At 72.5% G+C, this 21,371-nt stretch carries 18 protein-coding genes; 10 read left to right on the top strand and 8 right to left on the bottom strand.

Annotated features, from left to right (window positions below):
* Positions 1 to 834, top strand: a complete 834-nt coding sequence (locus SJY14_RS05070; protein WP_043596471.1) for a carbohydrate ABC transporter permease — start codon at positions 1 to 3, stop codon at positions 832 to 834.
* Between the two features lie 115 nt (positions 835 to 949).
* Positions 950 to 2,278 carry an ABC transporter substrate-binding protein gene (locus tag SJY14_RS05075; protein ID WP_396599964.1) on the top strand — a complete coding sequence of 443 codons (1,329 nt, stop codon included), beginning with the start codon at positions 950 to 952 and terminating at the stop codon, positions 2,276 to 2,278.
* Positions 2,279 to 2,350: 72 nt separating this feature from the next.
* Here SJY14_RS05075 and SJY14_RS05080 read toward each other — a convergent pair whose 3' ends face one another.
* Together SJY14_RS05080 and SJY14_RS05085 are read right to left on the bottom strand one after the other, a co-directional pair.
* Positions 2,351 to 2,848, bottom strand: a complete 498-nt coding sequence (locus tag SJY14_RS05080; protein WP_396599965.1) for a GNAT family N-acetyltransferase — start codon at positions 2,846 to 2,848, stop codon at positions 2,351 to 2,353.
* A 91-nt stretch (positions 2,849 to 2,939) separates the two neighbouring features.
* A complete protein-coding gene (locus SJY14_RS05085) occupies positions 2,940 to 3,602 on the bottom strand; it encodes a TetR/AcrR family transcriptional regulator (RefSeq protein ID WP_396599966.1) in 663 nt (220 codons plus the stop codon).
* 45 nt (positions 3,603 to 3,647) lie between these two features.
* Between SJY14_RS05085 and SJY14_RS05090 the strand changes: the two genes are divergently transcribed.
* A complete protein-coding gene (locus SJY14_RS05090; protein ID WP_396599967.1) occupies positions 3,648 to 4,337 on the top strand; it encodes a GNAT family N-acetyltransferase in 690 nt (229 codons plus the stop codon).
* Positions 4,338 to 4,458: 121 nt separating this feature from the next.
* A complete protein-coding gene (locus SJY14_RS05095; RefSeq protein ID WP_396599968.1) occupies positions 4,459 to 6,669 on the top strand; it encodes an NADP-dependent isocitrate dehydrogenase in 2,211 nt (736 codons plus the stop codon).
* A gap of 337 nt (positions 6,670 to 7,006) precedes the next feature.
* Here the strand turns inward: SJY14_RS05095 and SJY14_RS05100 are convergent, their stop codons facing one another.
* A complete protein-coding gene (locus tag SJY14_RS05100; RefSeq protein WP_071256449.1) occupies positions 7,007 to 7,999 on the bottom strand; it encodes a LysR family transcriptional regulator ArgP in 993 nt (330 codons plus the stop codon).
* 69 nt (positions 8,000 to 8,068) lie between these two features.
* On the opposite strand from SJY14_RS05100, the gene SJY14_RS05105 reads away from it, so the two are divergent.
* Positions 8,069 to 8,800, top strand: coding sequence for a LysE/ArgO family amino acid transporter (locus SJY14_RS05105; protein ID WP_071256451.1), 732 nt, complete (start codon positions 8,069 to 8,071; stop codon positions 8,798 to 8,800).
* Positions 8,801 to 8,846: 46 nt separating this feature from the next.
* On the opposite strand, the gene SJY14_RS05110 is transcribed toward SJY14_RS05105, so the two are convergent.
* Positions 8,847 to 10,313 carry a CDP-alcohol phosphatidyltransferase family protein gene (locus SJY14_RS05110; RefSeq protein WP_396599969.1) on the bottom strand — a complete coding sequence of 489 codons (1,467 nt, stop codon included), beginning with the start codon at positions 10,311 to 10,313 and terminating at the stop codon, positions 8,847 to 8,849.
* Between the two features lie 134 nt (positions 10,314 to 10,447).
* Here SJY14_RS05110 and SJY14_RS05115 point away from each other — a divergent pair, with 134 nt between their 5' ends.
* Entirely contained in the window at positions 10,448 to 11,020 is a 573-nt protein-coding gene (locus SJY14_RS05115; protein WP_396599970.1) for a YdeI family protein, read from the top strand.
* A gap of 177 nt (positions 11,021 to 11,197) precedes the next feature.
* Here SJY14_RS05115 and SJY14_RS05120 read toward each other — a convergent pair whose 3' ends face one another.
* The 3 genes from SJY14_RS05120 to SJY14_RS05130 all read right to left on the bottom strand — a co-directional run bounded on the left by SJY14_RS05120 (position 11,198) and on the right by SJY14_RS05130 (position 12,812).
* A complete protein-coding gene (locus tag SJY14_RS05120) occupies positions 11,198 to 11,830 on the bottom strand; it encodes a Pr6Pr family membrane protein (RefSeq protein ID WP_396599971.1) in 633 nt (210 codons plus the stop codon).
* A gap of 180 nt (positions 11,831 to 12,010) precedes the next feature.
* Positions 12,011 to 12,472, bottom strand: a complete 462-nt coding sequence (locus tag SJY14_RS05125) for a Rho termination factor N-terminal domain-containing protein (RefSeq protein WP_396599972.1) — start codon at positions 12,470 to 12,472, stop codon at positions 12,011 to 12,013.
* Positions 12,473 to 12,542: 70 nt separating this feature from the next.
* Positions 12,543 to 12,812, bottom strand: coding sequence for a hypothetical protein (locus SJY14_RS05130; protein ID WP_396599973.1), 270 nt, complete (start codon positions 12,810 to 12,812; stop codon positions 12,543 to 12,545).
* Between the two features lie 152 nt (positions 12,813 to 12,964).
* On the opposite strand from SJY14_RS05130, the gene SJY14_RS05135 reads away from it, so the two are divergent.
* The 4 genes from SJY14_RS05135 to SJY14_RS05150 are packed head-to-tail and all read left to right on the top strand — an operon-like array spanning position 12,965 to position 20,084.
* Positions 12,965 to 13,666, top strand: coding sequence for a 4'-phosphopantetheinyl transferase family protein (locus SJY14_RS05135; protein ID WP_396599974.1), 702 nt, complete (start codon positions 12,965 to 12,967; stop codon positions 13,664 to 13,666).
* Positions 13,663 to 17,655: a Pls/PosA family non-ribosomal peptide synthetase gene (locus SJY14_RS05140; protein ID WP_396599975.1), complete on the top strand. Its 3,993-nt coding sequence runs from the start codon at positions 13,663 to 13,665 to the stop codon at positions 17,653 to 17,655. Before SJY14_RS05135 ends, SJY14_RS05140 begins: the two co-directional genes overlap by 4 nt.
* The gene (locus tag SJY14_RS05145; RefSeq protein ID WP_396599976.1) at positions 17,652 to 18,956 is read left to right on the top strand and encodes a M1 family metallopeptidase; all 1,305 of its coding nucleotides are present in this window, start codon (positions 17,652 to 17,654) and stop codon (positions 18,954 to 18,956) included. Before SJY14_RS05140 ends, SJY14_RS05145 begins: the two co-directional genes overlap by 4 nt.
* A gap of 15 nt (positions 18,957 to 18,971) precedes the next feature.
* Complete coding sequence (locus SJY14_RS05150) at positions 18,972 to 20,084, top strand: M20 family metallopeptidase (RefSeq protein WP_396599977.1); 1,113 nt, start codon at positions 18,972 to 18,974, stop codon at positions 20,082 to 20,084.
* A gap of 76 nt (positions 20,085 to 20,160) precedes the next feature.
* Here the strand turns inward: SJY14_RS05150 and SJY14_RS05155 are convergent, their stop codons facing one another.
* Positions 20,161 to 21,186, bottom strand: a complete 1,026-nt coding sequence (locus SJY14_RS05155; RefSeq protein WP_396599978.1) for a LacI family DNA-binding transcriptional regulator — start codon at positions 21,184 to 21,186, stop codon at positions 20,161 to 20,163.
* Positions 21,187 to 21,371 lie beyond the last annotated feature (185 nt).

Raw genomic sequence — 21,371 nt, forward strand, 5'->3', positions numbered from 1 at the left:
ATGTCGCGAACGGCCGCCATGGTCATCATGGGCGCCTTCACCCTGTACTTCCTCGTGCCGATCTTCTGGCTGCTGGTGTCGTCGACCAAGACGCTCGACAACTTCAACTCGAGCGCCGCCCTCTGGTTCTCGCCGACGTCGGCGCAGGACTTCGTCGGCAACGTCGGCCGGCTGTTCACGTACAACGACGGCATCTTCCCGCGGTGGATGCTCAACAGCATCGTCTACGCGACGGTCGCCGGCGCGCTCGGCACGATCCTCTCGGCGATGTGCGGCTACGCCCTGGCCAAGTACCGCTTCTGGGGTCGCGAGGCGCTGTTCAACATCTTCCTGGGCGGCGTGCTCGTGCCGGCGACGGCCCTGGCGCTGCCGCTGTTCCTGATCTTCAGCAAGGTCGAACTGACCGACACCTTCTGGGCGGTGTTCCTGCCCAGCATCGTGAGCCCGTTCGGCGTGTACCTCAGCCGCATCTACGCGGCGTCGAGCGTCCCCGACGAGATCGTCGAAGCCGCGCGCATCGACGGCTCGAGCGAACTGCGCACGTTCTTCACCGTGGCGATCCGGCTGATGTCGCCCGCCCTCGTGACGGTGTTCCTGTTCCAGTTCGTCGCGATCTGGAACAACTTCTTCCTGCCGCTCGTAATGCTGCGCTCGCAAGAGCTCTTCCCGGTGACCCTCGGCCTCTACACCTGGAACTCCAACGTCAGCCAGTACCCCGAGCTGCGCACCCTGGTGCTCGTCGGCGCACTGGTGTCGATCGTCCCCCTGCTCGTCGCCTTCCTCAGCCTGCAGCGCTTCTGGCGCAGCGGCCTCGGGTCCGGCGGCCTCAAGTAAGCGACCCGTCCTGCTCCACCGACCCGCACCTCCTCGACCTCCACTCCGCAAGGCAACGACGTCGTTCCCTCCCGTGGCCGGCTCTTCCCGGCTCCGCACCCCGATTGGAATCCAGATGAAGAAATCACGAGTCCTCACGATCGCGGCAGCCGCCGTGGTCTCGACCATCGCCCTCGCCGGTTGCAGCTCCGGCAGTGACGGGGGTTCCGGCTCCGCCGAGGCCGCCTCGTGCGAGCCCTCCGACGGCAACGTCACCCTCAACTTCACGACCTGGGTGCCGAACATGGACAAGGTCGTCGCGCTCTGGAACGAGGAGAACCCCGACATCCAGGTCAAGGTCTCGATCGTGCCGAACGGCAACAGCGGCACCTACCAGAACTTCTTCAACCAGCTGCAGGCCGGCAACGCCCCCGACATCGGGCAGGTCGAGTACGACACGCTGCCCGCGTTCCGCGTGCAGGACGGTCTGGCGAACATCGCCTCGTGCGACGGCGTCTCGGACGCGAAGGCCGACTACGCCGACGGCCTCTGGAACCAGGTCACCTTCGGCGAGGCCGACTCGGTCTACGCGATCCCGCAGGACTCGGGCCCCATGGCGCTGTACTACCGCAAGGACCTCTTCGAGCAGGCCGGCCTCGACGTCCCCACCACGTGGGAGCAGTACGCCGAGGACGCGGTGAAGATCAAGGAGCTGGGCGGCAGCATCACGAACTTCGCCAAGGGTGACGTGAACCAGTTCGCCGGTCTGGTCTCGCAGGCCGGCGGCCAGTGGTTCGACACCGCGGACGGCACCTGGCAGGTCGACATGGGCGACGAGGCCTCGACGAAGGTCGCCGCCTACTGGCAGGACCTCATCTCGAAGGACCTCGTCACGACCCTGCCGAGCTTCACCGACGAGTGGAACAACGCCTACAACACCGACCAGGACTGGACCTGGGTCTCGGCCGTCTGGGGTGCCAACACCATCTCGAGCGGTGCCCCCGACACGAGCGGCAAGTGGGCCGTCGCGCCCATGCCGCAGTGGAAGGACGGCGAGTCCGCGTCGGCCGCCTGGGGCGGATCGTCGAACGTCGTCTTCAAGGGCAGCGAGCACCCCGCCGAGGCGTCCAAGTTCCTCGTGTGGTTGAACACCTCGACCGAGTCGCTCGAGGCGCTGAACAAGGAGGCCAACCTCTACCCGGCCTCCACGACCGGCGCCGACCTGCCGGCCCTGACCTCGGGCGTCGAGTTCTACGGCGACCAGGCCATCTACGAGGACTTCGCGAAGGCCGCCGAGAACATCCAGCCCTTCACGTGGGGCCCGACGATGACGCAGACCTACAGCGACATCTCGGACGGCTTCGGGGCTGCCGCCTCGGGTGACGGGACCCTGCTCGACGCCCTGAAGTCGGGCCAGGACAAGACCATCGCCGCGATGAAGGCCCAGTCGATCACCGTCGAGTAGCGACGATTCGAGGAGGCGCGGTGTCGGTGACCCCGGCACCGCGCCTCCTTCGCGTCCGGGCGGGGGCACTCGTCACGCGGTGCCCCTTGCGGTGTCGCCCATCAGGCTGCGCCCGAGGGAGACGGTCCCCGCGTCGTCCGCGTAGTGGCCGTAGGCCGCGATCGGTCGGTAGCCCGCCGACTCGTAGAGGCGGATCGCGGTGTCGTGGGCCACGTTCGTCTCGATCACCATGTCGGCGACGCCGGCGTCCGCGGCCGACCGTTCGAGCCAGTGCAGCACGAGCCGGGACAACCCCTGCCCGCGACGGTCGGGCCGCACGTACATCCGCTTCAGCTCGGCGCGGCCGTCGGGCAGCAGGCGCCAGGCTCCCAGGGCCACGGGCTCGCCGGTCTCGTAGGCCACGGCGAACGTGCCCCTCGGCAGCTCGAACTCGGAGCGGTCGATCGGGCTGTCGTCGCGCCCGCCGTAGATCTCGACGTACAGCTCTTGCAGTCCCTCGACGAGCAGCTGCACGTCGGGGTGGTCGTAGGGGCGGGGTTCGATGCTCGTCGCGGGCGCCGGAGTGGTCACCGGACCATCTTCGCCGATCGTCGGAGATCGGGCTCGGCCCGGCGCGGCCCGGGTGGACTCGGCCCGGCTCGGGTCGGTTCGCCCCGGTGCGTCAGCCCGCGTCGCGCCCGGTCACCCGGTCGAGACCGGACGAGGAGGCGCGGCGCGCGTCCTCGAGGTCGCACCCGAGGGTGACGAGCACGCGGGCGACCAGCTCGACCGTCCACCCGGGGGTGACGAGCTCGGGGCTCGACCACCAGGTGTGCAGTCCGCCGAGGAGGCTGCCGCCGACCAGGGACAGCGCCAGGTCGACGTCCAGCTCGGCGAACGACCCCGCGGCCTGCCCGGCCTCGACGAGCGCCCGCGCCTGCGGCACCAGCGCCGCCTCGGCGTCGAGCAGGCGCAGCCCGTTGCGCGCGACTACCACGGCCACGGCCGGGTCGCTCTGCGCCAGCCCGAGCACCACGTGCATCGCGATCGCCGCCGTCGTCACGGGGGAGTCGGCCGTGTGCCCGAGCGCCGCCATCCGTTCGGTCTGCGCGTTCAGAACGCTCTGCACGGCTTCGTCGAACAACTCGTCCTTGCCGGCGAAGTGGTTGTAGAACGTGCCGAGGCCGACGTCCGCCAGCTGCGTGATCTCGGCGACGGGGACGGCGGCGTAGTCGGCCCGTCGGAGCAGGGCGACGCCGGCCTCCACCAGCTTGCGACGCGTCTCGCGGGTGCGGCGGGACGTCCTCGAGGCGTCGACCCGCGCCTCCTCGTCGTCCGGTTTCACAGGGGCCTTTCACGTGTCTGGCGGGATGTCTGGCTACATTCTGTCATGACTGACGAATTCGTCAGTTCTGACGATTCCATCTCAGGAGGCACCATGCCCGACGTGACCATCAGCGCCGCCCGCCCGGACCAGCTCGACTCCGCCGCCGCCGTGCTCGCCGAGGGGTTCCGCGACGATCCCGTCATGCTCGGGTTCGTCCCGCGGGGACCACGTCGCCATGCGCGCCTGGTCGACCTCTTCGCGGCGATGATGCGCTCGATCCCGACGGGCCGTCGTGCGGTCGACGTGGCCGTCGTCGACGGCGACGGGGACGTCGTGGGCGCGGCCGTCTGGGAGGCGCCGCGCACCCGAGCGTCGTCGGCGCTGCGCCTGCCGGTGGCGTGGGCGGAGCTCGGGCAGCTGCCGCGGTACCTGCGCGCGCTCGGGCTCGGCGGGCTCGTGCCGGCGGCCCGCCACCAGTCGACGCTGGCGGCACCCCGCCCGCGGCTGCCGCACTGGTACCTCGGCGAGATCGCGGTCGGCGACGCGGCTCGGGGGCTCGGCGTCGGCACCTCGTTGATCGAGCACCGCCTCGCGACCGTCGACGAGCGCGGTGAGGCCGCGTACCTCGAGTCGTCGACCGAGCGGAACCGGGCGCTCTACCGGCGGATGGGCTTCGTCGAGCTGGGGCCGATCCCGGGGCTGCCCGGTGCGACGCCCGCCGCGATGTGGCGCCCGGCGACGCGGACGACCTGAGCCGCGCGGACGGGCCGTCCAGACGCGGCATGTATCTTCATGTCGAGAGACTTCTGCGCGGTAGCGTAGGGGCAGCACCACCGAGCACACGCATGCCCGACCACGAGGGAGCACCTGCCGCATGGCGAAGATCATCTACACGCTGACCGACGAGGCGCCGATGCTGGCGACCTACTCGTTCCTGCCCATCATCCAGGCCTACGCCAAGACCGCGGGGGTCGACGTCGAGACCCGCGACATCTCGCTGGCGGCCCGCATCATCAGCCAGTTCCCCGAGCGCCTCACCGACGAGCAGCGCCAGGGCGACGCCCTGGCCGAGCTCGGAGCCCTGGCGAAGACGCCCGAGGCCAACATCATCAAGCTGCCGAACATCTCGGCCTCGATGCCGCAGCTCAAGGCCGCGGTGGCAGAACTCCGGTCGCAGGGCTACGACCTCCCCGAGTACCCCGACTCGCCGTCGACCGACGCAGAGCGCGACGTCAAGGCCCGCTACGACAAGGTCAAGGGCAGCGCGGTCAACCCCGTGCTGCGCGAGGGCAACAGCGACCGCCGCGCCCCCCTGTCGGTCAAGAACTACGCCCGCAAGCACCCGCACCGCATGGGCGCCTGGACGGCCGACTCGAAGACGAACGTCGCGACCATGGGCGTCGACGACTTCCGCTCGAACGAGAAGACCGTCGTCATCCCGGCCGACGACACCCTGCGCATCGAGTTCGTCGGCGCCGACGGCGAGACCCGTGTGCTGCGCGAGTCGATCCCCGTGCTGGCCGGCGAGGTCGTCGACGGCACCGTGCTGCACGTCGCCGCGCTGCACGAGTTCCTCGCCGCACAGATCGCCCGGGCCGAGGCCGAGGGCGTCCTGTTCTCGGTGCACCTCAAGGCCACGATGATGAAGATCAGCGACCCGATCCTCTTCGGTCACGTGATCCGTGCGTTCTTCCCGCGGGTGTTCGAGCAGTACGGAGCCGACCTGAAGGCCGCCGGGCTCGACCCGGCGAACGGCCTCAACGGCATCCTGCAGGGCCTCGCGGCGCTGCCGAACGGCGCCGAGATCAAGGCCGCGTTCGACGCTGGGCTCGCCGACGGGCCCGACCTCGCCATGGTCGACTCCGACAAGGGCGTCACCAACCTCCACGTGCCGAGCGACGTCATCGTCGACGCGTCGATGCCTGCGATGATCCGCGCCTCGGGTCACATGTGGGGCCCCGACGGCGGCGAGCACGACACCCTCGCGGTCATCCCCGACTCGAGCTACGCCGGCATCTACCAGGCCGTGCTCGACGACTGCCGCGCGAACGGCGCCTTCGACCCCGCCACCATGGGCTCGGTGCCGAACGTCGGCCTCATGGCCCAGGCCGCCGAAGAGTACGGCTCGCACGACAAGACCTTCGAGGTGCCCGGCGACGGCACCGTCCGCGTCGTGAACCAGGCCGGCGAGACGCTGATCGAGCACGAGGTCGCCACGGGCGACATCTGGCGCGCCTGCCAGACGAAGGACGTCCCGATCCGCGACTGGGTCAAGCTCGCGGTCACCCGTGCGCGCGCCAGCCGGACGCCCGCCGTGTTCTGGCTCGACGAGACCCGTGCCCACGACGCCACCCTGATCGGGCTCGTACGCACCTACCTCGCCGAGCACGACACCGAGGGGTTGCAGATCGAGATCCTCTCGCCCGTCGACGCGATGGCGTTCTCGCTCGAGCGCATCCGCCGCGGCGAGGACACCATCTCGGTCACCGGCAACGTGCTGCGCGACTACCTGACCGACCTGTTCCCCATCATGGAGCTCGGCACCTCGGCCAAGATGCTCTCGGTCGTGCCGCTCATCAACGGCGGCGGCCTCTTCGAGACGGGTGCCGGCGGTTCCGCCCCGAAGCACGTCTCGCAGCTCGTCGAGCAGGACTACCTGCGCTGGGACAGCCTGGGCGAGTTCCTCGCGCTCGCCGTCAGCTTCGAGCACCTGGCCACGTCGACCGACAACGCGCGGGCGCAGATCCTCGCCGACACGCTCGACCGTGCCACCGGCACCTTCCTCGACGAGAACAAGTCGCCCGGCCGCAAGCTCGGCTCGATCGACAACCGCGGCAGCCACTTCTACCTGGCGAAGTACTGGGCCGACGAGCTCGCCGCCCAGACCGGCGACGCCGAACTGGCCGCCGCGTTCGCCGGGCTGGCCGCCACCCTCGGCGGGGCCGAAGAGGCGATCGTCGCCGAGCTGATCGCACCCCAGGGCACGGCCGTCGACATCGGGGGCTACTACCACCCCGACGCCGCCAAGACCGAGGCCGTGATGCGCCCGTCGCACACGCTGAACGAGGCGCTCGCGACGCTGTAGGTCGCGAAGCTCTCGAGAACAGGAGGCGCGGTGCCGGTCGGCTCCGCGCCTCCTGCCGTCCGTCGGGTCGCTCGCCCGTCGGGTCGGTCGTCCGTCAGGTCGGTCGCCCGTCGGGTTCGGGAAGGTGGCGGGCCCGGCTGCCACCGTCCGGATCGAGTGGGCAGGAGATGCTCCTCGTGGGCCGCCGAGCAGCATCTTCTGCCCACTCGGCCCCGACCCCGGCCCCGCCTCACCCGACCTCATCTGGTGAGTGGGCAGGAGATGCTCTTCGTGGGGCGCCGAGAAGCATCTTCTGCCCACTCGGCCCCCTGTGCGGGCGGGGTGGAGCGGGCAGGCGTCAGGGGTGCAGGGCGTGGCGGGCGGTGGCGCGGACGGCGTCGGTGACGGCGTCGAGGAGGGGCGAGGCGAGGGTCCAGCGCTGCCAGAAGAGGGGCACGTCGACCGGGTCGGCGGGCGCCAGCTCGACCAGGCGGCCGCCGTCGAGTTCGGGGCCGGCCTGGGCCTCGGGGAGCATGCCCCAGCCGAGGCCGAGCACGACGGCCCGGGCGAAGTCGGCCGACGCGGGCACGTGGTGCCGGGGCGCGAGCGGTTCACGGCCCGTGAGGCGTCGCACGAAGTCGTGCTGCAGGTCGTCCGTACGGTCGAAGACCACCATCGGGGCACGGTCGAGCCTTCCGTGGTCGAGCGGCCCACGGTCGAGCCTCTCGTGGCCGAGCGGCCCGCGGGCCGCCGTCTGGGGGTCGTCCGGCTCGCCGCCCAGCCACCGCTCGACGAAACCGGGGCTCGCGACGGCGCGGTACCGCATGACGCCGAGCGGCTCCGAGCTGCAGCCCTGCACGGGCTCGCGGGTCGCGGTGACCGCGGCGAGCACGTCTCCCGACCGCAGCAGCTCGGCCGTGTGCTGCTGATCGGCTCGGCGCAGGTCGAACACCACCGGCACGGTCGGCGGGACGGCGGCCGCCGCGTCGAGGAACCAGGTCGCCGTCGAGTCGGCGTTGACGGCGATCGGCAGGGTCGTGGGGACGGGATCGTCGGATGCGTCGTCGGCGCCGTCGCCTCCGTCGGGCCGACCACCGCCGAGCCGGGCGAGGGCGTCCGAGGTGAGCAGGTCGACCTGGCGGGCGTGGCGGAGCAGCACGTCGCCGGCGTCGGTCGTGGTGACCGGCGTCGTCCGACGCAACAACACCTGCCCGGCCGCACGTTCGAGCTGCTTGATGCGCTGCGACACGGCGGACTGCGTCACGTGCAGGCGTCGCGCGGCCGCCTCGAAGGTGCCCTCGTCGACGATCGTGCGCAGGGTGTCCAGCTGGTCGAGTGCGAAACGGGCCATGAGCAGAGGTTATGCAGCATCGCGAACATGAGTTGGCGCGATACGTCGGGGCGGCTCTAGCGTGGCGTCATGACCTTCGCGACCGTGCTGCCCGCCGTCCTGTTCGGCTTCGGCACGAGCCTCGCCCTCATCGTCGCGATCGGTGCCCAGAACGCCTATGTGCTGCGTGTCGGACTCCAGGCCGTGACCCGGGTCGTCGTGCCCGTCGTCGTGGTCTGCGCCGTGAGCGACGCCGTGCTGATCAGCGCCGGGGTGGCGGGGGTCGGAGCGCTCGTCGAGGCCGCTCCGCAGGCGGTGGTCGTCGTCCAGCTCGTCGGGGCCGGGTTCCTGCTGGTCTACGGCGCCTTCGCGGCGAAGCGGGCGATCCGCCCGGTCGGAGCGCTGACGGTCGACGTCGCGCCGGAGTCGGCTCGCGTCGGCGTCACCGCAGGAGGCGCGGTGCCGGCCGACGGCACCCCGCCCGTCGCGCAGGGTCCCCGCCCACCGGCCGCGCGCGTCGTCACGCCCGCCCGGGTCGTCCCGGCCGTCCTCGGCGCCCTCGCCTTCACCTGGCTCAACCCCCACACCTACCTCGACACGATCGTCTTCCTCGGCTCCGTCGCGAACCACCAGCCGCCCGAGCTGCGTTGGTGGTTCGCGGCCGGGGCGATCGCGGGGAGTCTCGTGTGGTTCTCGGCGCTGGGGTTCGGCGCGCGCCTCCTGCGTCCCCTGTTCGCGAAGCCGGTCGCCTGGCGGGTGCTCGACGCGGTGATCGCCGTCGTCATGGTCGCGCTCGGGCTGCGGCTGCTGTTCGGGCTCTGACGGTGCCAGGTCGGTCGGCCCGGTCCGATGTCGAGCCGGCCCGACGTCAGGCCGGACGCTCGGCGACGGCTCGCTGCCAACGGACGAGCATGACCCGCGCGTAGTGCACCGCCGACACGTAGTGGAACGCCAGTCCGACCAGGAAGACCAGGTACCCCACGCCGATGACGGCCGTCCACTCGGGGCCGTCGAGCGCCACCCCGAGCAGCAGCACCGCCAGGCCGACGAAGCACAGGCCCGTGCGCAGCCGCCCGGCCCACCACACCGGCAGCGCCGGGTCGCCGCGGAAGGCCAGCACCGCTCCGATCGCGAGCAGCACGTCCGGCACCATCAGCAGCACGGCCTCCTGCCAACCGAAGACGTCGGCCGTCGCGAACGCCACGGCCACGACGACGACGGTCAGCCGGTCGGCCACGGGGTCCAGCCACGACCCGAGCACCGAGACGGAGTCGGTGCGCCTGGCCACGAACCCGTCGAGCCAGTCGGTCGCGAACACGACCGCGATCACCACGAGGGCCGGCCACCAGAGCTCGGCGATCAGCAGACCGGCGAAGACCGGCAACAGCAGGAGGCGCGCAGCCGTGATCGCGTTGGGCACGGTCCGCCAGTCGTCCACCTCGAAGAGGCGGTGGCGCAGGGCTCCGAGCCGACGGGACGACAGGTGCTCCGCGACGAACTCGCCCGACGCAGCCGCACCCGCGACGACGGGATCGGCCACGGCGTGCCCGGCCGCGTGGACGGCGGACGCGACGGGTCCGCGGTCGTCGACCCGCGCCTCCTCGTCCACTGCGTCGTCAAGGGTCTCAGCGTCGTCGCGGGCCCCCGCGTCGTCGCGGGCCTCCGCGTCGTCGGCCGCGACCGTCTCGTCGACCGTGCCGTCCGCCGTGTCGACTGCGGCCGCGCGACGCCGGCGCACGAGCCGCACGACGAACACGATCGCGACGACCACCGCGGCTCCGATCAGCGCCCACGACGAGAACTGCCCGAGGTACTCCTGCGCCGCCTCGAGCGACGACCGCAGCAGGAACCCGATGCCGACGTAGACGGCGGCCCAGGTCAGTGCCCCGCCGAACGACGCGGGCAGGAACGACCGGTAGGGCACCTTCGCGACCCCGGCCGCCGCCGGCGTGAGGGTGCGGACCACGGGCACGAGGCGGGTGAGGAACACCGCGGCCGCCCCTCGCCGCTCGAGGACGGCCACGGCACGGTCCCAGCTGTCGACGCCGATCCGGCGGATGATGCGCGTGTCCCGGAACCCCGTGCCGAAGCGGCGGCCGAGCAGGTAGCCGACGTGGTCGCCGAGCGAGCCGCCGATGGCGACCGAGACGAAGAACGCGACCGCCGGCCAAGGGTCGTCGAAGGTCGCGGCGAGCAGCAGCACGATCGTCTCGCCCGGCACGAAGACGCCGAGGCCGAGCCCCGACTCGGTGAACGCGAACAGGGCGCCCAACGCCCAGACGAGTGGGGTCGGCAGAGACGAGCCCATGTCGGTGATCCACCCGATGAGGTCCATCCCGCCAGGCTAGGGGAGGGGTGCTGAGGGGTACGTCGCGCCGGGTGGGTCGGGGCGAGATGTCCTGAGGTGCCGCCCACCCACGGACGTGAGCGGCAGGTCGTCACCTCCCGCTGCGGCGGTAGGGTCGCCGCATGGTCAGCTTCGCGGACAAGCCCGTGCTCGACGTGACGGTCGAGCAGTGGCGCGAGTACCTCGAGGGCGACCCCGACGCAGGTGGGGTGCGACTGACGCTCCGCAAGGTGCGGTCGACGAGGCCCGGCATGACCTGGTCCGAGGCGCTCGACGTCGCCCTCTGCCACGGCTGGATCGACGGCCAGACCAGTCGGCTCGACGACGACTTCACGCTCACCGCGTTCCAACCGCGGCGGAAGAACAGCCCGTGGTCCCAGGTGAACCGCGAGCACGTCGCCCGCCTGACCGCCGAAGGGCGCATGACCCCGGCGGGGCAGGCCGAGGTCGACCGGGCGAAGGCCGACGGGCGCTGGGACGCCGCCTACCGGCAGAAGGACGCCGCGCCTCCGGACGACCTGCAGGCCGCACTCGACGCCGACCCGGCGGCGGCCGCCCACTTCGCGTCGCTGACGAAGACCGAGCGGTTCCGGGTGTACTTCCGGCTGGCCTCGCTCAAGCGGCCCGAGACCCGCGCGGCGCGCATCCGCGACGTGGTCGCGGCGGCCGCCCGCGGCGAGCAGCACTACCGCTGAGCGGACCCGGGCCGCGCGCTGGCTCGGGCTGCATGCTCCGGGGGCCTACGCCGCCACGAAGTGGACACCGCGCCATGACAAGACGTGGCGTGGTGTCCACTTCGTGGCGGGGTGGATGGTTGGACGTGCGGCAGCGGCGGCGGCGGGACGTGCGGAGCGCAGGAGGCGCGGGTCGCGTCAGCGGCGCGAGCGCTGCTTCCAGAAGCGGCCGGCCAGGCGCGCCAGACCGACCAGCGCGAGCGACAGCACGGCGAGTGCGACGAGCAGCACCACCATGTAGACCGCCACGGGGCCGTAGCCGCCCAGCGCCTCCGGGTCATAGAAGGGGTACGGGTAGAACGACGTGACGGCGCCGCGGACGAGCGAGTACACGCTGTACGCCACGGGCACGACGAGCCCGATGGCGGCGGCCGACCACGGCAGGCGGCGACCGGCGGGCAGCACGAGCCAGTCGACCAGCACGGCGACGGGCATCACCATGTGCACGACGACGTTGACCCAGGGCAGCACGCCCCCGGCCACGTCGGTCAGCAGGACGTTGAAGACGAGGCCGACGAACACCATGTCGACGACCGAGATGAGCCGCACGGTGTCCCACACACGGCTGCCGGGGCGACGGCGCAGGGTGCGGACGCCACCGACGACGAAGACCACGACGGCCAACAGGTTGCTGAGGTTCGTGAAGAACGAGAAGAAGTTGACGACGCTGTAGTCGTTCTCGAGCGTGTTCGCGAACTGGGCGGCGACGGCCACGAGTGCGAGCGCGCCGAAGACGAACCGGTACGGGACCATGAGCTGAGCGCGCGTCATGTCCTCACCCTAGTGAGGCGGCGTGGATGGGGTGGACGTGGTCGCGCTCGCGCGGGCGGGCGTGCCGCCGCCTGCAGACGGGCGTGCCGCCGCCTGCGGGGCGGGCGTGTTCGTCGGAGACGGGCGAGTCCACACGCCCGTGTCGCCCGAACACGCCCGCTCGGCGGGCCGACGGCCGGGTCAGGCCTGCTCGATCTTCTCGATCAGGGTCGCCTTGGGGTACCGCGACACGTTCGTGATGCCCTTGGTCCGGGCGAGGGCGCGCAGCGCGACGAGCGTCTGCGCGTGCAGGTCGACGTGGGCGTCGTGGCCGTCGGGCAGCTGCACGGTGGTCTCGTCGACCTCGGGCAGGGGCGGCGTGTAGATCGAGCGCGGCTCGGCCGGGGTGGCGGACGACGGCGTCGACGACGCCCCCTTCGAGGCCTGGCCCGCGCCCTTCGCCGTCTTCTTCGCGTCCTTCAGTCCGGCGGCGGCGTCGTCGAGCGCGTTCTCGAGCGGTTTCACCGAAGGGCGGGCCTTCTTCGCCAGCTTCTTCGCGCGGCGCTTGGCCTCGGCGACGGCCGTCCGGGCGTCGGTGACGGCGTCCTCGGCCTTGTCGTAGGCCTTGGCGGCGGATTTCTTGAGCTTCCTCTGGTCGGCCACGGGATCGGCCCCTCTCTCGAACGTGCGGAAATCGTGGGTCCGAGCGTGGCACGACCGCCTGGGACCACTGTCAGTCGACGTGTGTCGACTTGCCGTTCGCCATGCGGTCCCGCTCGGCGCGGAGCGACTCGATCGTCTCGGGGTCGAGGAAGTCCACGAACGGGTTGGGCTGCCCCGTCCGCGCGGCCACCACCTCGGTGTATGCAGCGGAGGCGCGTCGCAGCTTCGCGGTGGCGCGACCGAGTCGCTTGGACGACGAGGACTTCGCCGTGACGACCTCGGCGTGGTGCTCGAGGGCGTGGACGAGTTCGGCGAGGGCTGTCGGGATCTTCTTGGCCAAGGTCGGGGCCTCTCGGGTGAGCGGAGCGGGTGGTGGGCCGCCGCGGACCGGTCGGGACGGTCGCGGACGCGGGCCCGATCGTCGCCCCACCAGGAGAACTGCAGGTGAACGGACCCTGAGCGCTGGATCGACGCGGGCTAGGCTCGCTGGCCATGACCGACGCACGGGTGTGGTTGCTCGACCTCGACCTCGACCTCGATCTCGACCTCGATCTCGATCTCGACCGCCGTCCCCGCGCCGGTGGGACGTCGGCGGTCGAGGTCTGCGACGAGCACGAGTCGGCCCGGGCGGCGGCCTTCGCGGACGCGACCGACGCTCGTCGGTACCTTGCCGCCCATCGTGCGCTGCGCCTCCTGGTCTCGTCCTGCACCGGCCGCGACGCCGCGAGCCTCGTCTTCGACCGGGAGCCGTGCCGGCGCTGCGGCGGGCGGCACGGTCGTCCGGTGCTGCGGTCGCCGGGCGACTTGCACGTGAGCCTCAGCCGGAGCGGTCGCTGGGCGGCCGTGGCGCTGCGGGCCGGGGCGCCCGTCGGCGTCGACGTCGAACGGGCCCGCCCGACCGGTGCGCTGGAGCACCTCCGATCCGACGTGACCCCCGAGGACGGCGAGGTCGACGTGCTGCGCGCCTGGGTGCGGAAGGAGGCGCTGCTCAAGTCGACCGGGGAGGGCCTGACGACCGCGATGTCGGCGATCCGGCTGTCCCGAGTGCCCGACGGCACGACGACGGACGGTCGTCGCGGGACGGTCCACGACGTGGAATCGGTGGCCGACGTCGTCCTCGCGGTCGCCGGCGTCGGGCTGTCCCGCCCCGTGTTCACCGACGTGTCACCTGACGTCCCTAGCGTGCGGCCGTGAGCCAGACCCTGCCCGGCGTGATCGCCGGCTCGCCCGACGCCCCCGCGGCCCGCACCCTCGTCGACGTCCTGCGGGCGACCGCCCTCGCCCACCCCGACGCCTCGGCGCTCGAGGACGAACGGGGCGCCCTGAGCTACGCCGAACTCGTCGTCCGCGTCGAGGCCGCCGCGCGCGCGCTCGCCGACGCCGGCGTGCGACGCGGTGACCGGGTCGGCGTGCGCATGCCGTCGGGCGACTCGTCGCTCTACCTGACGATCCTCGCCGTCCTGGCCGCCGGGGCCGCCTACGTGCCGGTCGACGCCGACGACCCGGACGAGCGGGCCGCGCTGGTCTTCGGCGAGGCCGGCATCGTGGGCATCGTCTCGGCCGGGGGCCGCTTCACCCCGCGCGACACCGATCGACCCGCGAGCCTCGTGCTCGCCGCATCGGCCGCCCACGTCAGCGGACGGGGCGAGGCGCTCGCCGACGCCGACCGGCTGCCGACCCCGTCCGACGACGCCTGGGTCATCTTCACCTCGGGCTCGACCGGCACGCCGAAGGGCGTCGCCGCGAGTCACCGTTCGGCGGCCGCCCTGGCCGATGCCGAGGCGCGGATGTTCCTGTCGTCGCCGGGCGTCGAACCCCTTGGACCGGGCGACCGGGTGCTGGCCGGGCTGTCGGTCGCCTTCGACGCCTCGTGCGAGGAGATGTGGCTCGCCTGGCGCAGTGGCGCCTGCCTGGTGCCGGCCCCGCGCAGCCTCGTGCGGTCCGGGGCCGACCTCGGTCCGTGGCTCGTCACGCACGGCATCACCGTCGTGTCGACCGTCCCGACGCTCGCCGCCCTCTGGCCCGACGAGGCCCTCGAGAGCGTGCGGCTGCTGATCTTCGGCGGAGAAGCCCTGCCCCCCGAGATCGTCGACCGGGTGGTCGGCGACGACCGCGAGGTGTGGAACACCTACGGGCCGACCGAGTCGACGGTCGTCGCCACGGGATCGCTGGTCCGGGCCGGAGAGACCGTGCGCATCGGGTTGCCGCTCGACGGCTGGGACGTCGCGGTCGTCGACGCGGCCGGCGAGCCCGTCGCCGAGGGCGAGATCGGCGAGCTGATCATCGGCGGCGTCGGCCTGGCCCGCTACCTCGACCCCGCCAAGGACGCCGAGAAGTACGCCCCGCACGAGCAGCTCGGCTGGGATCGCGCCTACCGCAGCGGCGACCTGGTGCGGTTCGACCGGGCCGGGCTCGTGTTCCAGGGGCGGGCCGACGACCAGGTCAAGGTCGGTGGTCGCCGCATCGAGCTCGGTGAGATCGAGACCGCGCTGCAGGCCCTGCCCGGGGTGGGCGGCGCCGCCGCGGCGGTGCGGACCACGGCGGCCGGCAACCAGGTGCTCGTCGGTTACCTCGCGGTCGCGTCGGCCGAGACGTTCGACCGAGGCGCCGCCCTCGCCCGTCTCCGGGACGAGCTCCCGGCCGCCCTGGTGCCGCTGCTGGCGCTGGTCACCGGTGATCTGCCGACCAAGACGTCGGGCAAGATCGACCGCGACGCGCTCCCGTGGCCGTTGGTCGACGCGACGACCGGTGGCGACGGTGACGGTGGCGGGCCCGACGGTGCCGGGTCGATGACCCCGGTCGAGCAGCTCGTCGCCGAACGCTGGCGCGAGGTGCTCGGCGTGCCCGTCCCCGACGCCGACGCGAACTTCTTCGACCTCGGCGGGGGATCACTGGCCGCCGCGCAGCTCGTGGCCCGGCTGCGCGAGCTCGACCCCGAGTTCACCGTCGCCGAGATCTACTCGCACCCCCGCCTCGGTGCCCTGGCCGAGGCCCTGTCCGTGGCGGACCTCGACGACGACGCCCCTCCCGCCGAGTACCACCGGTCGGTGCCGACCCCGCGACGCACGCAATGGCTGCAGACCCTGCTCGGGGTGCCCCTCCTCGTGCTGTCGGGCGCGCGCTGGCTGACCTACGCCCTGACCGCGAGCACCGTGCTGCGCTGGTGGAGCGGATTCGACGCCCTGCCCGCGGTCGACGGCCGGCTGCTCGTCGTCGCGATCGTCGTGTTCGTGACCCCGCCGGGACGCATGGCGATCTCGGTCCTGGCCTCGCGCCTCCTTCTGCGGGGGGTGGAGGCGGGCGATCATCCGCGCGGCGGCAGCGTGCACCTCAGACTCTGGCTGGCCGAGCAGGTCGCCCACCAGATCGGGGCGGTCGGGCTCGCCGGCGCCCCGTGGATCAGCTACTACGCGCGTGCCCTCGGCGCCCGCATCGCGCCCGACGTCGACCTGCACGCCCTGCCGCCCGTCACCGGCATGCTGCGCATCGGTCGCGGGGCGTCGATCGAGCCCGAGGTCGACCTGGCCGGCCACTGGATCGACGGCGACGTCGTGCGCATCGGGGCGATCCGCATCGGTGCGGGCAGCACGATCGGCATGCGCAGCACCCTGCTCCCCGGCACCCGCATCGGCAAGAACGCCTCGATCGCGCCCGGGTCGGCGGTCTTCGGACGGGTGCCCTCGGGACAGCACTGGGCCGGTTCGCCGGCCGAGCGAATCGGCCGCACCCGCGCCTGGTGGCCGGAGGGTCGGCCGCCCTCGCCCACCCGCTGGTTCGTCGCCTACGGGGCGTCGGCGATCGTCATCGCCTTGCTGCCGGTGGTCTCTGTGGGTGCAGGAGGCGCGCTCGTCGCGCTCGGTGTGCGGGGTGCGAGTTCGCTGATCGACGCGTGGTGGCGCGCCCTCGCCCTCCTGGTGCCGGGCACGCTCGTGGCCGGGCTGGTGTCCGCCGTGCTGGTCGTCGCGCTCACCCGACTGTGGGCCCTGGGGGTGACCGAGGGGACCTTCGCGGTGCGGTCGAGGGTCGGCTGGCAGGTCTGGAGCACGGAACGCCTGCTCGACCTGTCGCGCACCCTGCTGTTCCCGCTCTACTCGAGCCTGTTCACGCCGGTCTGGCTGCGCCTGCTCGGTGCCGAGATCGGGCGGGACGTCGAGGCGTCGACCGTCCTGCTGCTGCCGTCGATGACCACGGTGCGTGACGGTGCCTTCCTGGCGGACGACACGCTCGTCGCGTCGTACGAGCTCGGCGGCGGTTGGCTGCGCGTGGCCCGGGCCGAGATCGGTCGGCGGGCGTTCCTGGGCAACTCGGGGATGACCGCCCCCGGCCACAAGGTGCCGAAGGACGGTCTGGTGGCCGTGCTCTCGTCGGCTCCGCGCAAGTCCAAGGCGGGGTCGTCGTGGCTCGGTTCGCCCGCGGTGCGCCTGCGCCGCACGGTCGCCGTCGCCGACGAGACCCGCACCTTCCGCCCGGCGACACACCTGCGGGTGGCCCGGATCGCGTGGGAGCTCAGCCGGATCGTGCCCGTCGTCGTCACCTGCGGCATCGGCCTCGGCCTGGTCGTCGGGCTGTGGGCGCTGGTCGACGCGATCGGGGTCGGTGCGACGGCCGCGCTCAGCGGTGTCGTGATGCTCGCCGTCGGGGCGGCGGCCGCCGGTGTCACGACGCTGGCCAAGTGGGCGCTCGTCGGGCGCATCCGGGCCGGCGAGCACCCGCTCTGGTCGTCGTTCGTGTGGCGCAGCGAGGTGTCCGACACCTTCACCGAGATGTGCGCGGCCCCCTGGTTCGCCCACGCGGCCGCCGGCACCCCGGCTCTCGTCTGGTGGCTGCGCTCGCTCGGGGCCTCGATCGGCCGAGGCGTGTGGACGGACAGCTACTGGTTGCCCGAGGCCGACCTGGTGCGACTCGACGACGCCTCGACCGTGAATCGAGGATGCGTCGTGCAGACGCACCTGTTCCATGATCGAATCATGAGCATGGACATCGTCACCCTGGCCGCCGGATCGACCCTCGGCCCCCACAGCGTCGTGCTGCCCGCGGCCCGCCTCGGCGAGCACGCCACCGTCGGCCCCGCCTCGCTCGTGATGCGGGGAGAGGTCGTCCCCGTCGGCAGCCGGTGGAGCGGCAACCCGATCGGCCCGTGGCGGGACGTCACGTTCGCGGACTACCACGCCGTCAGCCGGTGACAGGTTCCGCAGCGACCGCGGACGGCTACACGCCCGAGAGCGGCAACGACGGCTACGGCGTGCGCTCGTACGACCTCGAGATCGGGTACCGCGTCGCGACGAACCGGTTGGACGGCGTCGCGACGATCACGGTGGTGCCGACCGAGGCTCGGCGCACGCTCGTGTTCGACCTGCTCCGCCTGCGTGCCGCGAAGGTGCGGGTCGACGGGCACAAAGCGCGGCACGCCCAGTCGGCGACGAAGCTGACGGTGACGCTGCCGGACGCGACCGTGCCCGGCGAGCCCGTCGAGGTCGTCGTCGAGTACGCGGGCTCGCCCGCGCCACGTCGCACCCGCTGGGGCACCCTCGGCTGGGAGGAGCTCACCGACGGCGCCCTCGTCGCGTCGCAGCCGAACGGGGCACCGACCTGGTTCCCGTGCAACGACGACCCGGCCGACAAGGCGACCTACCGGGTGCAGGTCACGACCGAGCAGCCCTACGCCGTCGTCGCCCACGGCGAGCTGACCGGTCGGCACACGCGGTCCGGCCGCACGACGTGGGTCTACGAACAGCCCGAGCCCACGGCGTCGTATCTCGCGACGGTGCAGATCGGCCGCTACGAGTTGGTCCCGGTCGTGCTCGCGGGGGTGCCCGGCGTCTTCGCCGGGGTGCCGTCGATGCGGTCGCGGATCGGTCGTGACTTCGGCGAGGTCGCCGACATGATGGCCTGTTTCGTCGAGCGGTTCGGCCCGTACCCGTTCGCGTCGTACTCGGTGGTCGTCACCGACGACGACCTCGAGATCCCGCTCGAGGCCCAGGGCCTCGCCATCTTCGGCGCGAACCATGCCGACGGGGCCGGCGGGTCGCGTCGGCTGATCGCGCACGAACTGGCGCACCAGTGGTTCGGCAACAGCGTGGGCCTCACGAGTTGGCGCGACATCTGGCTGAACGAGGGCTTCGCCTGCTACGCCGAGTGGATCTGGTCCGAGGCCTCGGGCGGACCGTCGGCCGCGTCGCTCGCCGCCCGGGCGCACGCCCGACTGCTCGAGTCGCCGCAGGACGTCGTCGTCGGCGACCCCGGCCCCGACCTGATGTTCGACGATCGCGTCTACAAGCGCGGCGCGCTCGCAGTGCACGCGCTGCGCTCGGCGGTCGGCGACGAGTCGTTCTACGACGTGCTGCGCGCCTGGACGGCCGAGCACCGCCATCGCGTGGCGACCACGGCCGACTTCGTCACCCTGGCCACGCGCGTCTCGGGCCACCCCGTCGGACCCCTGCTGCGACCCTGGCTCGACGAGCGGGCGCTGCCGGCCCTGCCGTGACGATAGCGTGACGGCATGACCGCCCCGAAGCCGTCCGAGGTGCCCGTGCTCAGCCTGCTGCGCGACCTCGTCGCGATCGACTCGACCAGCGGCACGCCCGGCGAGGCGGCCGTCCTCCGCCGCGTCGCGCTCGAGTTCGAGGGCGTCGAGGAGGCGCGGGTCGCCTTCGCCCCCGGGGACGACGGTGAGCCCACGGCGCTCCTGGTCTCGCCGGCGGTCGTCGCCGCCGACAGGCCGCTGCTCGTCTTCGCGTCCCACGCCGACGTCGTGCCGGTGACCGACGCCTCGGCCTGGACCCACGACCCGTTCGCCTCGACCGTCGTCGGTGACCGCCTGCACGGCCGCGGCACGTCCGACATGAAGTCCGGCCTCGCTGCCTCGGTCGTCGCCGTGCGCGACCTCCTGCGTCAGGGCGCGCCCGTCGCGCTCGCCGTCTCGACGGGCGAGGAGGTCGGCTGCCTCGGTGCCCCCGCCGTCGTCGACCTGCTCGACGGTCTCCGGGTCGGAGCCGTCGTGATCCCCGAGTCGACCGACGGGCGGGTCGTGCTCGGCCACCGCGGCGCGCTCTGGTTGACCGTGCGCACCTCGGGCGTCGCCGCGCACGGCAGCACGCCCGAGCGGGGCCACAACGCGATCCTCGACCTCGTGGCCGTGCTCGGGCGCCTGGACGACCTGCCGCTCTCGGCGCACGCCGACCTCGGCCGCGAGACGGTCAACGTGGGCGTCGTCTCGGGCGGCAGCGTGCCGAACATCGTGCCGGACGTCTGCGAGGTGCGCATCGACTTGCGGGTCGTGCGCGACGACGTCGGCGAGCTCGTCGCCTGGTGGCGGGCCCAGCCCGAGGTGACCGACGTCGGCGTCGACCTCGACCTCGCCGCCGTGTGGACCCCGCGCGACCATCCCTGGCTCGCCGGACTCGACGCCCCGGTCTCGGAGGCGCCCGCCTCGTACTTCACGGACGCCTCGGTGCTCGTGCGTTCGCTCGACGACGGGGTGCCCGTCGTGGTTTGGGGCCCGGGCGACCCGACCGTCGTGCACACGGTGGACGAGTCGGTGTCGGTCGACGCGGTGCTGAGAGCCGTCGAGCAGTTCGGTCGCGTCGGCGAACGGTGGGCTGCCGAGCACTGACCGGCAGCCGACGGCAGGCGGACCCGGCGGCCCGGACGGGTCAGGCGGGTGCGGGCACGGGTCAGGACGACACGGGTCAGGCGGGCACGGAAGCCGTCGATCGCGTGCTCTGTCGTCGGACCAGTCGGGGCGCGAACGAGACGCGCGCGCCTCCTCGTCCGCCGTCGTCGGACCCGCGCAGCGAGAGCAGCCGCAGCGCCTCGCCGGCCATGCGGTCGGTGGGCTGGGCGAGGGTCGTCAGGGCCGGGGTCACGTACGAGGCGAAGACGATGTCGTCGAAGCCCGTGACCTGCAGCTCGTCGGGCACCGACACCCCGAGTTCGCGGGCCGCCCGCAGGACGCCCATGGCGATCAGGTCGTCCGCGCAGACGATGGCGTCCGGGCGGTCGTCGGAGGTGAGCAGTCGGCGGGCCGCCGCGTCGCCGCTGTCGACCGAGTAGTCGCCGAGCACGACCCCGTCGCGCACCTCGCGGATGCCGAGTTCGGCCGACCAGTGTCGGAAACCCCGGAGGCGCAGGGTCGTCGACGAGTTCGTCAGCTCGGAGGTGACGAACGCGGCGGAGCGGGCACCGGTCTCGGCCAGGTGCGTCAGGACGAGCTTCATCGCCTCGGCGTCGTCGAGGCCGATCCAGTCCGTGCCGGGGACGTCGACCCGGCGGTCGAGCTGCACCAACGGCACGGCCCGGGCGGACGCGGCGACGGCGGCCGCGCTCTCGGTGTCGTGCACGGGGCTGACCACGATGCCGTCGACGTGTCGTTCGATCAGCGACCGCAGGTGCTCGGCCTCGACGGCGGGGTCCTGCCGGGAGTCGCAGAGGAACAGCTGCTTCCCCTCGCCGTGCAGCGCGCTCTCGAGGCTGTCGACCAGGGTCGTGAAGAACGGGTTGAGGATGCTCGGCACGACCATGCCGACCGTGTCGGTGCGTCGGGTGCGCAGGGCGCGGGCGATGCCGTTGCCCGAGTAGCCCAGCTCGTCGGCCGCCTGTCGGACCCGGCCCTCGATCTCGCGGCCGACGGGACGGGAGGCCGACATGACGCGCGAGACCGTCGCGGGGGAGACGCCCGCCCGGCGGGCGACGTCCGAGATGGTGACGGCGTTCATGGGCTCCTCAGGGCGTGGCCGCCGGGGGCGACGGGTGATGCCGTCATCGTATCGTCCCCTCGCGGGAAACCGATTGCCCACCCCGGATCTCTTTTACACGTCGGAAACACAAAGGTGTTGACACTCGAAACACGAAGGCGTCACTCTTGACGCAGTTCCCGACGGAAATCGATTGCCCATCGATC

The organism is Frigoribacterium sp. R86507 (genome assembly GCF_044597695.1).
GTDB lineage: Bacteria > Actinomycetota > Actinomycetes > Actinomycetales > Microbacteriaceae > Frigoribacterium.